Raw genomic sequence first — 11,541 nt, 5'->3', positions numbered from 1 at the left:
CGCGGCGGCGTTCGCCGCGTTGGCAGCGGCGTTCGTGGGCATGGTGCGCCGGTACCGGGCGTCGACCGCCGGCACGCGCCGGCAGTACCGGTGGGTGCTCGCGGCGATCGCGTTCCTGGTCGTCGCGCTGCTGATCGGGCTGGCGGGCAGCCTGCTGGCCGGCGTTGACGGCGTCTGGTGGATGCCGATCCTGCTCGCGTACGTCGCCCTACCTGTGGCGTTCATGGTGGCGATCCTGCGGTACCGGCTGTACGAGATCGACCGGCTCATCAGTCGGACGGTGACCTACTCGGTCGTGGTCACGCTGGCCGGCGCGGCCTACCTGGGGGCCATCGCCGTGCTGACCCTTGTGCTGCCGAGGACCAGCGACCTGGCTGTGGCGGCGTCGACGTTGGCTGCGGCGGCGGTCGTCCGCCCGCTGCACCGCCGGGTGCACGCTGCGATCGATCGTCGGTTCAACCGACCACGGTTCGACGCCGAGCGGGAGATCCGTCGGTTCGGTCGTGGCCTGCGTGACCAGACCGACCTCGCCATCGTCGAGGCGTCACTCTCGGACGTCGTCGCCCGTACGGTGCACCCCGCGTCATACGTCCTGTGGATCCGACCGCCGTGACCGCTGCGACAGCCGTGGTTCTGGATGAGGCCGCGTCTCCGCGGAGGTGGCGGCCCAGGCCGCGTCACTGCTCGAGGTCCTCGTTTGTGCGGCCAGACAGGACCGACCGCAGCTCGGTCGTCGCCGGCTTGCGCCGCCGGTCCGCGCCGGCGTCGTCGAGCTTGACCAGCAGCCACTGGTCGTCGTCTCCGCCCAGGCGCACCCGCGTCAGGGCGTAGCCGCCTTGGATCTTGTGGCCCTGCAGCCACACCTTGACGTGCCCGGCCTCGAGCGCTTCGGCCATCGGGACGAGCTCGCCGTCCTTCTCGGTGATGTTCTGGTACGGACCGGTGTCCCACACGATGACCGTGCCACCGCCGTACTCGCCGGCCGGGATGCGGCCCTCGAAGTCGGCGTAGTCGAGTGGGTGGTCTTCGGTCGGCGTCGCCAGGCGCTTGTCGCGCGGATCGGTTGACGGACCCTTCGGCACCGCCCAGGACTTGAGTACCCCGTCGACCTCGAGCCGGAAGTCGAAGTGCAGGCTCGACGCGTCGTGGCGCTGGATCACGAACCGCGGGCCGTCGCCAGGTTCCCCGCCGCCCGGTTCACCCGAGACGCCGAGATTCCGCTTGGCCAGGAAGGCACGGAGCGCGTCGTCGGTCATGGGCTGCAGGCTAGGCGGGATCGTCCGTCGCGCCCGGGTCGTCGGACCGGCGCTCACGCCAGGCGCGGACGGTCTCCTCCTCGTCGAGCATCATGACGGTCGACGGCGGTCCAGTGACGTCGGTGCGGTTGACGTGGCGGATGCGGGCATTGATCGCGGTGATGACCTCGCGGACGTCACGCTCCGAACGGGCACGCTCGATCGCGGCTTCGGCAACCTCCACCTCCCTGCGTAGCTGCAGCGTCGGCGGGAGGTAGGAGAAGTTCTCCTTCCGCAGCTTCTTGCGCACCCACCACAGGGCGTCATGCGGGCGATCGAGGTCGGCGATCGGCTCGCCGGCACCACGGAGCGCGTCGAACTCACCACGCTCCTGCGCCTCGCGGATCTGCCGGTCGATCCACGTCTCGCGCTGGGCGGAGGGTCGTCGGGCTGTCACGTGACTGCCGTTTCGCGTGCGGAGATGCGGTCCGGTGCGCGGGCCGCTGCGTCACATCCAATCCTTAGCACCCCGACGCGGGATGTCAGCCGTCGGCCGAGCGGTCGTGGCGGCCCAACGTCCTCGTGCCGACAGGTGACCCTCGCGCACTGGCCGGCGTGGCTCCGTTCGTCCATGGCGTCACCACGCCGCAGGGCAGTGTGAAGCTCGTCGGGTACGGAGCACGGATGGACGGCACCCGGCTCGCCACGCTCGGTCGGGAGCTGCGAGACCAGGGCGTCGCCGCGTCGTGGTCGGTCCTCGAGGCCGACACGATGCGCGACGCGGTGACCATCGGCATGGAGGCTCAGCACCCGGTCGCCGCCGCCAACATCGTCATGGTGGAGTTCCCCGGTTCGGAACACGAACTGCGGGAGACGCGCGACGCACTGGTCGCGGCGCACGACCGCAAGCTCGGGGTGATCGTCGTGTCGCACGTCCATCCCGGCCGGATCGGCGCACGCGGCGTCGTGAACCTCTGGGTCCGCTTCCGGTCGGCGGGCATCGGCTACCTCGACGTCGGCGACCACTCCAACCTCGCGATCCTGCTGGCGCTGACACTGACGCGCAACTGGGGCGGCGGGCTGTGGGACCTCGTCACGGTCGCCGAGCACGATGAGGACCGAACCGCTGCCAACTCATACCTGCACGACCTCATCGACGCCGCGCGGCTGCCCGGGTCACCGGCCGTCCACGTGCTGCGCGGCGACTTCCTCGATGCGCTCGGGCGTCGTCCGGAAGCCGATGTGAACGTGTTCGCACTGACCCCCGCGCCGATCCGGCTGAGGGTGTCCCTGGTCGACCGGAGGGTGGGCCTCACGGACGGACGAGGACGCGTCGCTGCCGTTCGCGTCGTCGCTGTGCGGCGGCGACGGCCCGACCGACGCGCACCTGGTGCTGCTCGACAACGGCCGCGCGGGCCACGCTGGCCGACGAGGTCGGCCTCAGGCTGCACTGCATCCGTCGACGTCGTCACCCCGACGTGTCTCAGGCGTCGAGCGGCTGATCCCAATCGACCGCTGGGCGGGTGTAGCGCTTCGACCACCAGTGCTCACCCATGCCCGCGGCCTGCCAGCCGTCGTCGAGCAACCGCGTATCGAGCTCCGCGAGACATGTGCGCATCTCCTCGGCGAACGCATTCCTGGGGTCGATGTCGTCCGGTGGCAGCTGCAACGCAAGCGCGGGGAACGTCGCCGAGGCAACCGTGGAGTCGGGCCACCGCGGGTCCGCGTGGTGGATGCGGGCGACGAACCGGTACCGCTGGGTCCCGTGCTGACCGGTCAGCGTCGTCACGATGCTGCGCAGCATCGACGTGTGCCCGTAGTCCTCGGCGTGGATCTCGAGCTCGTCCTTCTCGCTGGTGGTCGCGTACCACCGTTGCGTTCCCTCGTCCCACCACCGCGTCGCGTCGTTGTCGTGGCGCCCGCGTCCCTGTCGGGAACTGTCCCGTGGGTTCGTGTCCCGTGCGCTCGTGCCCCGTGCGCTCGTGCCTCGTGCGCTCATGACCGGTCTCCTGCGTCACCTGGCTGACGGTCCCCTCGCGACCGTCGCCATCACACTCCTACGACAAGCGGTGGCGCGCCAGGGCTCTCGATGCGCTTCCCGCAGGACCAACGTCCTGCGCCGGGTCACGGACGGACGAGGACGATCTCGAGCGTGCGCGGACCGTGGACGCCTTCGACGCGGCTGAGTTCGATGTCGCTGGTTGCTGATGGTCCGCTGATCCAGGTCTGCGGGCGGGTCGGGTCGAGGCGCGCGACTCCCTCGGGGACGCTTGCGACGATCTGGTCGGCGTGGACCACGCAGACGTGCAGGTCCGGCACGAGCGTGATGGCCCGCCGGCCCTGGTCGGGTGAGCTGTCGAGCACGATCGTGCCGGTCTCGGCGATCGCGACGGCCGCGGTGGTGATCACGCCGCGGCAGCCGTCGAGGTCGTCGACTGTCAGGCCGTCGTCGGCGACGATGTCGCCGTCGACGACGGACAGCCAGTCCCGCCGTAGCCCTGGCGGGACGACGATCCGCGGAGGTGACCCGATCGCTTCGGGAGCTTGTGTCAGGCCGTCGGCGATGGCGTGTGCGACGGCGTCGGCTACGCCGTCAGGCGGTGTACGCCGCACGTGTGCCTGATAGTCGGTCAGCCGCTCGTCGAGCAGGTCGAGCAGATCGATGTCACCGACCGCGCGGCCGTGCCGGTCGTAGTCGCGCGGCACGTCCACGTGGTCGTCGGCTGTGTCGCCGAGCGCCGCCCGGATGCGGGCGAGGACCTCGTCGCGGGCGCTCATCGGCGGTCCCCACGGTCGCCGCGCGTGCGCGTCCACCAGTCGCGGAAGGTCTCGGCCGGCGGCTTGGGGGCATCGCGAGCGGCGGTCCACGCCGACAATGGCGGTGGGAGTGCGCGGATGCGGTCGCGGCCCGCCGCCAGGATCCGCCCCGCACGTGCAGCCCGCTGGGCCGCGGCGTACCGGCCGGGGTCGGCCATGACCCAGCCCGCCGCGGCCATCGCCACCTCCTCGGCGTTCGGCAGCGTCCGGTTGGCGCGGCGCTCCTCGACGTGGCGCGCGCGCAGGTGGACGAGCACCTCGGGGATGTTGATCTTGACCGGGCAGACGTCGTAGCAGGCGCCGCACAGCGACGAGGCGAACGGCAGCGACGCGTTGTCCTCGACACCGGTCAGTTGTGGCGACAGGATCGCGCCGATCGGCCCAGGATAGACCGACCCGTACGCGTGCCCGCCGGTCCGCTCATAGACCGGGCACACGTTCAGGCACGCCGAGCAGCGGATGCAGTGCAGCGCCTGACGGCCGACCTCGTCGGCCAGCGTGGCGGTGCGGCCGTTGTCGAGCAGCACCAGATGCACGTCGGTCGGGCCGTCGCCGGGATGCACGCCGGTCCACATCGACGTGTAGGGGTTCATCCGCTCGCCGGTCGACGACCGCGGCAGCAGCTGCAGGAACACCTCGAGGTCCTGCCAGGTGGGCACGAGCTTCTCGATGCCCATCACCGTGATCAGCGTGCCGGGCAGCGTCAGGCACATCCGCCCGTTGCCCTCGGACTCGACCACCGACAGGGTGCCGGTCTCGGCCACCGCGAAGTTCGCGCCGGACACGCCCACGCGGGCGGTCAGGAACTTGCGGCGCAGGTGCGCGCGGGCCGCCATGGCCAGCAGGCGCGGCTCGTCGGTCAGGTCGGGGTCGACATCGGGCATCCGGCGCAGGAAGATCTCGCGGATCTCGGCGCGGTTGCGGTGGATGGCCGGCACGAGGATGTGGCTGGGGGCGTCGTCGCCGAGCTGGACGATCAGCTCGGCCAGGTCGGTCTCGATCGCGGCGATCCCGGCGTCGGCCAGCGCCTCGTTGAGCCCGATCTCCTGCGTGGCCATCGACTTGACCTTGACGACCTCGTCGCTACCCGTTGCCCGCACCAGGTCGACCACGATCGCGTTGGCCTCGGTCGCGTCGCGGGCCCAGTGCACGACGCCGCCGTGCGCGGTGACCTGCTGTTCGAGCTGCAGCAGCAGGCCGGGCAGCCGCGCCATCGTGGCGGCCTTCAACGCGCGTCCGGCCTCGCGCAGCGCCTCCCAGTCGGCGACCTCCCCGACGACCTCGGCGCGCTTGGCGCGGATCGTGCCGGTGGCCTTGCCGATGTTGCGGCGCAGCTGGCTGTCGCCCAGCGCCGCCCGCGCGGCGGTCGGGAACGCGTCGGCGCCGCGGAGATGGCCGACACCACGCGGCGCGTGCGGGGTGGCCGGGTCCTCGCCGAGGTGGAACGGCCCGCCGTCGTTCACGCCGCCACCTGCCACGGCCGCGCCGCCGTCCCGGCCAGGATCTGCGCGAGGTGGACCGTGCGCACGCCCGTCCGCAGCCGCGACAGGCCGCCACCGATGTGCATCAGACAGGAACTGTCGCCGGCGCTGCAGTACTCTGCGCCGGTCGCCATCACATTGCGCATCTTGTCGGCCAGCATGGCCGTCGACGTGTCGGCGTTCTTGACCGCGAACGTCCCGCCGAACCCGCAGCACTCATCTGCGGCGGGCAGCTCGACCAGGTCGATCCCGTCGACCGCGCGCAGCAGCCGCAACGGGCGGTCGCCGACCCGCAGCATCCGCAGCGAGTGACAGGTCGGGTGGTAGGTCACCCGGTGCGGGAAGTGGGCGCCGACGTCGGTGACACCCAGCACGTCGACCAGCAGCTGTGACAGCTCCCAGCTGCGCCCGGCCACCCGCTCTGCCTGCTTGGCGAGCGCCTCGTCGCCGAAGTTGCGGGCCACCATCGCGTGCTGATGGCGGATCGACCCGACACACGACCCCGACGGGGCCACGATCACTTCGAACGGGTCGAACACCTCGACATAGCGGCGCACCAGCGGCAGCGCCTCGCGCTGGTAGCCCGTGTTGACATGCATCTGACCACAGCACGTCTGGGCCACAGGGAAGACCACCTCGTGGCCCAGCCGGTCGAGCAACCGCACCGTCGCCTTGGCGACGTCGGGGAACATCGCGTCGGCCAGGCACGTCACGAACAACGCGATCCGCATCTGTCAGTCCGTTTCCGTCGTCGCGGTCCTGTGCTGCGGCCCCGGCCGGACCGGCAGCGTCGTCTGTCCTCCTCCAGTTGCCCGATGCCCGGACCGTCACACCGAGTGTGCGGCCGTCGGCCATCGTAGCCAGCGCCTTACGGGTCATGTGCCGGCGTCCCCTTTACCACGTCCGTCGTCGGCGGTAGCGTCGCACTACCTGAGATCGCACGAAAGGGGAGGGCATGTCAGACAGCGTCTACCGGGTGACCGAGGTCGTCGGCGTCAGCACCGAGTCGTGGGAGGCAGCTGCGCGCAACGCCGTGCAGACGGCGGCCAGCACCTTGCGCGACCTGCGCGTCGCCGAGGTCGTCAGGCAGGACCTGACGACCGAGGACGGCCAGGTCAAGCAGTTCCGTACGCGCCTCGCAATCTCGTTCAAGTACGAGGCGGACGGGTAGCCACGCCGCCTGCCGCCAGCCCCGTCTCCGCCTGCGGCATCCCTGGTAGGGGTCGGACCGACCCGGAAGATCGGACCGCATTGGCGTTCCGATCGTCGTCGCCGGCGCCGGACCGCTCCGTGTCGCTGCCGTGAGGTGCCGTACCTGCTCCTGAACCAGGGTGTCCGGGTCCCGCGCTCAGTGCGACAGCGCCGATCTGGTCGACCAGCTGTTGGCCGAGGCCGAACGGGCCGGGGCGAGAACGAGATCGGGCTGGCGTGGGCGGTCGGCGCGAGCTAGGTTAGGCTCTCCTAAGCCTGTGCATCGGGGAGGGGCGATGGCCGCTCGGCGAACCACGCGGTCCAGTCCGCTCATGCGTGAGCTCGATCTGGACTGCTGCATCGCATGCGGTCAGGTGTGCGAGATCACGGGGACGTTCCACCTGCCGGGTCAGGGTGGGGTGGAGCCGTACGTCCGCACCCGCTGCGTTGCCGGTCATGTGCTGGTCGGACCGGCCTTCGCCCTGCGAACGACCGTCGACTGACTCCGGATCGGCCGTACCGCTGCGACTCTGCCTCGAGCCCACCCCGGAGGGAAACGGCGGGATCGACGTCGCACCAATGGCGCGTTGAGTAGTGCCACAGGTCAGGGTAGGTTAGCCAAACTTCGCCAACGCTTACGCGCTGGCGCACCCGGACCCTGCAACGAAGATCGCCACCCATGCGCCCCACCCGGATCGGTCTGCTCGCGATCGCTCTCGCGATCGTGACGCTCGGCTGTTCCGGCGCGCAGGCCGACGACGACGTCGTCAGGGTCTACTCCGGTCGGCACTACGACCTCGAGACGGCGTTCGGGCAGTTCGCCGACGAGACCGGGATCAGCGTGGAGTTCCTCTACGGCAGCGACGCCGAGCTGCGCGAGCGGATCAAGGCCGAGGGTGAGGACACCCTGGCCGACGTGTACATGACCGTCGACGCGGGCAACCTGGCGCTCGCCGCCGACGAGGGCATCTTCCAGCCGCTGGAGTCAGCGACGCTCGACACCGCCGTCCCCGAGGAGCTGCGCGATCCCGACGGGCTGTGGTACGGCCTGTCGATGCGGGCACGGACCATCGTCTACGACTCCGACGACGTGGACCGGTCTGAGCTGTCGACGTACGAGGCGCTCGCTGGGCCGGGGTGGAAGGGACGCCTCTGCCTGCGGCGGTCGACCAACGTCTACACCCAGTCGCTGGTCGCGAGCCTGATCGCCAACCACGGACCTGACCGTGCGCTCGAGATCGTGCGCGGCTGGGCCGACAACGCCAGGATCCTCAACAACGACGTCGCGATCCTCGAGAACATCGCCGCGGACGCGTGCGACGCCGGGATCACCAACCACTACTACCTGGCACGCGAGCTCCAGGACGACACCGAGTTCCCGGTCGAGCTGTTCTGGGCGAACCAGGACACGCAGGGCGTGCACGTCAACGTGTCCGGTGCGGGGGTGACGGCAGAGGCCGACGATCCGGAGCTGGGCGCGCAGCTGATCGAGTGGCTCGCCACCGACGGGCAGGAGGCCTTCGTCGCCGGCAACCACGAGTACCCCGTGAAGCCTGACGTCGCGCCGGACGCCGTGGTCGCCGGCTTCGGCGACTTCAGGACCGACCCCCTGACCGCGGCGGAGTTCGGTGGCCTGAACGCCGAGGCGGTGGAGCTGATGGCCGAGGCCGGGTACCAGTGAGCGCACGGCCGATCACGACGCCCACGCCACGACCGGCGGGCGCGCCGGCGCGTGCCCGGGAAGCCCCACGGGGCAGGCGCCGCTCGTGGCGGATCGCGACGGCGCTGATTGCGGCGTTCGTGGTAGTGCCGGTCGCCGTCGTGGCCTCCAGCGTCCTCACCCCGGACCGGGAGGTCTGGCGCTTCCTCTGGCAGACGGGGCTGGCGCGCATGGTCGGCGCGACGATCGTGCTCATGTTCGGCGTCGTCGCCGGCACGCTGGTGCTGGGCGGTGGCCTGGCGTGGCTCGTGGCGGCGTACCGGTTCCCCGGACGGCGGGTGTTCTCGTGGCTGCTGGTGCTGCCGATGGCGGTGCCGTCCTACGTGCTGGCCTTCGTCAGCGTTTACCTGCTGGACGCACCCGGCCCGCTACAGACCGCCCTGCGATCCGTCCTCGGCATCGACGTTCGCATCGCGCCGCGGGGGATCGCGCTGGCAGTGCTCGTGATGAGCGTCGCGCTGTATCCATACGTCTACCTGCTCGCGCGCGCCGCCCTGACCGAGCAGGCCGCGGTCACCTACGGGGCGGCGCGTACGCTCGGGCTCGGTCCCGCGCAGGCCGCATGGCGCGTCGTCCTGCCAATGGCCCGGCCGTCGCTGGCCGCCGGTGGTGCGCTGGTGGCCATGGAGACGCTGACCGACTTCGCCACGATCCAGTACTTCAACGTCGAGACGGTGTCCGTCGCGGTGTACCAGGTGTGGAACGGCATGTTCGATCGCGCCGCGGCGACCGAGCTCGCCGCGATCGTGCTGGTGTTCGCCGTCACGGTCATTGCCGTCGAGCGCGCATTGCGTGGCCGTGCGCGCTACGACCAGCGTGGCGGACACGGACCCCGGGTCGCGCCTGTCACGTTGACCGGATGGTCCAGGTGGGCCGCGAGCGGCCTGTGCGCCCTGATCGTGGGCGTCGGGTTCGTGGTCCCGGCGCTGCGCCTACTCGGCTGGTCGAGCCTGTCGGTGATCGGTGGCAGCGCAGGGGGCTTCGACCCTCGGTACCTGTCCTATCTCGGCAACAGCGTGCTGGTCGCCGCGCTCACGGCGCTGTTGTGCGTCGCTGCCGCGGGCGTCGTCGTGAACGCCGTGCGCCTCACGCCGGACCGTGCGACGCGCGGCCTGGCGCGGCTGGCCACGATCGGCTACGCCGTGCCAGGACCTGTCGTCGCGATCGGCACGCTGCTGGTGCTGGCAGGCATCGACGCTGCGCTCGACCTGGCCGGCCTGGACCTGGGTGCCACGCTGATCACCGGGTCCCTCGTCGGGTTGATCGCGGCCTACGTCGTCCGGTTCCTCGCCCCGGCGACCAACAGCCTCGAGGCCAGCCTCGACAAGGTGACACCCGCGATGACCATGTCCGCCCTGACGCTCGGGGCGTCTCCGGGGCGCGTAGTGAGGCAGATCCACCTGCCGCTGATCCGCTCCGGCCTCGGCGTCGGCCTGGTGCTCGTTGCTGTCGATGCGCTCAAAGAGCTGCCGGTGATGCTGCTGCTGCGGCCGTTCGGGTTCTCGACGCTGGCGGTCTGGGTCTACGAGCTGGCGTCCGAATCGTTGTGGGACCTCGTCGGCCTGCCCGCCCTGACGATCGTGGCGGTCGCGGCTCTGCCGGTCGTCGCGCTGTTCCGCGGCACGCTGCGGGTGGCCGAAGCCAACGGCGGGGACGCCTGATGCCGGACCGGGTGCTGCAGCTGGAGGACGCGACGAAGCGGTACGGCGACGTCACCGCGCTCAACGGCGTGTCGCTCGCCGCCCGACGCGGTGAGCTCCTGGCCGTTGTCGGGCCCAGCGGGTGCGGCAAGACCACGCTGCTGCACGTGATCGCGGGGCTGACCGACGTCGACGCCGGGCGCGTGACGATCGGCGGGCGCGTCGTGGCCGGTGCCGGCGCGTGGGTCCCGCCGGAGGACCGGCGGGTGGGGATCGTCTTCCAGGAGCATGCGTTGTTCCCGCACCTGACCGTGGCGGACAACGTCAGCTTCGGGCTCCCGCGGGGTGCCGGGCGGCGTGCCCGCTGCGCCGAGGCGCTTGACCTCGTCCACCTGGCCCATATGGGGGACCGCTACCCGCACGAGCTGTCGGGTGGGGAGCAGCAGCGCGTCGCCCTGGCGCGGGCGCTCGGGCCGCGTCCGACCGTCGTGCTGCTCGACGAGCCCTTCTCGAACCTGGACGCGAACCTGCGCGTCCGCCTGCGCCGGGAGACTGCCGCGGTGCTGCGTGCCTCGGGGACCACGGCGGTCTTCGTGACCCACGACCGGCAGGAGGCGCTGTCGATCGGTGACCGCGTCGCCGTCCTCAACGACGGCCGCCTCGAACAGGTCGACCGCCCGGAGGTGGTGTTCCACGTGCCACGAACGCGCTTCGTCGCGACGTTCATCGGCGAGGCCGACCTGCTCGCCGGCGAGGTCCGTGGCTGCGTCGCCGACACCGTCGTTGGAGCGCTCCCGGTCACGGGCGTCGACGCGGACGGTCGCGTCGACGTGATGGTGCGCCCCCATGAGGTGGTCGTCGAGATCGCCGGCGACGCCAACGCGACGGTGGGCCACGGCGAGTTCCGTGGCGCCCACGTGCTGCACGTGCTCGTGCTGGACGGGGGCGGGGAGCTGCGCTGTGAGGTGCCCCACACCCGCGCGCTCGAGGAGGGTGCGCGGGTGCGGGTCAGCGTCGACGCCAGTCATCTGTTGGCTGCGTTCCCCGCCGCCTATCGGCCCGCCGCCGTCGCGCCGATCGGCACCGCACCGGATGGCTGATCCTGTCAGACGCAGTCTGGGCAGACGCCCCGGAGCGTGACGTCGGCGTGCTCGACGACGGCGCCGGGTACGTCGACGTGCAGGCACGGCGTCTGGCCGACGAGGCAGGCGACGTCGATGATCCGTCCACACGAGCGGCACACGAAGTGGTGGTGGGGATCCGCCGCCGTCTCGTACAGCATGGGTCCCGCGGTCGGCTCGGCGGTCAGGACCAGGTCGGCTTCACTGAGCTGGCCGAGCACGTGGTAGACCGTCGCCCGTGACAGGGCCGTGCGCTCGACCACGTGGTCGGCAGGGTGGTGCCCCGGGTTGGCGTCGAGCCAGCGGAGGATCGTGACGCGGGGGCGCGTGGCGCGC

The 11,541-nt window shown here is 71.2% G+C and carries 13 protein-coding genes; 6 read left to right on the top strand and 7 right to left on the bottom strand.

The genetic code is table 11. The annotated features are described in order from the left end of the window. A partial coding sequence (locus VK923_01895) for a hypothetical protein (protein ID HSJ43418.1) occupies positions 1-613 on the top strand: 613 nt, incomplete at its 5' end. A gap of 64 nt (positions 614-677) precedes the next feature. On the opposite strand, the gene VK923_01890 is transcribed toward VK923_01895, so the two are convergent. The 6 genes from VK923_01890 to VK923_01865 all read right to left on the bottom strand — a co-directional run bounded on the left by VK923_01890 (position 678) and on the right by VK923_01865 (position 6,264). Beyond that, positions 678-1,256, bottom strand: a complete 579-nt coding sequence (locus tag VK923_01890) for a DNA polymerase ligase N-terminal domain-containing protein (protein ID HSJ43417.1) — start codon at positions 1,254-1,256, stop codon at positions 678-680. Positions 1,257-1,266: 10 nt separating this feature from the next. Continuing rightward, positions 1,267-1,692 (bottom strand): DUF1992 domain-containing protein, encoded by a 426-nt coding sequence (locus tag VK923_01885; GenBank protein ID HSJ43416.1) that lies wholly within the window; start codon positions 1,690-1,692, stop codon positions 1,267-1,269. A 1,026-nt stretch (positions 1,693-2,718) separates the two neighbouring features. Next, positions 2,719-3,234: a hypothetical protein gene (locus tag VK923_01880; GenBank protein HSJ43415.1), complete on the bottom strand. Its 516-nt coding sequence runs from the start codon at positions 3,232-3,234 to the stop codon at positions 2,719-2,721. A gap of 125 nt (positions 3,235-3,359) precedes the next feature. Continuing rightward, positions 3,360-4,013 carry an LUD domain-containing protein gene (locus VK923_01875; protein ID HSJ43414.1) on the bottom strand — a complete coding sequence of 218 codons (654 nt, stop codon included), beginning with the start codon at positions 4,011-4,013 and terminating at the stop codon, positions 3,360-3,362. Further along, complete coding sequence (locus tag VK923_01870; protein ID HSJ43413.1) at positions 4,010-5,515, bottom strand: LutB/LldF family L-lactate oxidation iron-sulfur protein; 1,506 nt, start codon at positions 5,513-5,515, stop codon at positions 4,010-4,012. Before VK923_01870 ends, VK923_01875 begins: the two co-directional genes overlap by 4 nt. Beyond that, positions 5,512-6,264, bottom strand: coding sequence for a (Fe-S)-binding protein (locus VK923_01865; protein HSJ43412.1), 753 nt, complete (start codon positions 6,262-6,264; stop codon positions 5,512-5,514). Before VK923_01865 ends, VK923_01870 begins: the two co-directional genes overlap by 4 nt. A gap of 224 nt (positions 6,265-6,488) precedes the next feature. On the opposite strand from VK923_01865, the gene VK923_01860 reads away from it, so the two are divergent. From VK923_01860 to VK923_01840, 5 genes are all read left to right on the top strand, one after another. Then, the gene (locus VK923_01860) at positions 6,489-6,704 is read left to right on the top strand and encodes a dodecin family protein (GenBank protein ID HSJ43411.1); all 216 of its coding nucleotides are present in this window, start codon (positions 6,489-6,491) and stop codon (positions 6,702-6,704) included. Between the two features lie 316 nt (positions 6,705-7,020). Next, positions 7,021-7,227, top strand: a complete 207-nt coding sequence (locus tag VK923_01855) for a hypothetical protein (protein HSJ43410.1) — start codon at positions 7,021-7,023, stop codon at positions 7,225-7,227. Positions 7,228-7,403: 176 nt separating this feature from the next. Next, positions 7,404-8,405, top strand: a complete 1,002-nt coding sequence (locus VK923_01850) for an extracellular solute-binding protein (protein HSJ43409.1) — start codon at positions 7,404-7,406, stop codon at positions 8,403-8,405. A gap of 140 nt (positions 8,406-8,545) precedes the next feature. Beyond that, positions 8,546-10,105 (top strand): iron ABC transporter permease, encoded by a 1,560-nt coding sequence (locus VK923_01845; protein ID HSJ43408.1) that lies wholly within the window; start codon positions 8,546-8,548, stop codon positions 10,103-10,105. Next, positions 10,105-11,184 carry an ABC transporter ATP-binding protein gene (locus VK923_01840; GenBank protein ID HSJ43407.1) on the top strand — a complete coding sequence of 360 codons (1,080 nt, stop codon included), beginning with the start codon at positions 10,105-10,107 and terminating at the stop codon, positions 11,182-11,184. The genes VK923_01845 and VK923_01840 overlap by 1 nt, the downstream gene beginning before the upstream one ends. A gap of 5 nt (positions 11,185-11,189) precedes the next feature. Here VK923_01840 and VK923_01835 read toward each other — a convergent pair. Further along, a partial coding sequence (locus VK923_01835; GenBank protein ID HSJ43406.1) for a transcriptional repressor occupies positions 11,190-11,541 on the bottom strand: 352 nt, incomplete at its 5' end.

The organism is Euzebyales bacterium (assembly GCA_035461305.1).
GTDB lineage: Bacteria > Actinomycetota > Nitriliruptoria > Euzebyales > JAHELV01 > JAHELV01.
This window is presented reverse-complemented; position numbering and strand designations above follow the sequence as displayed.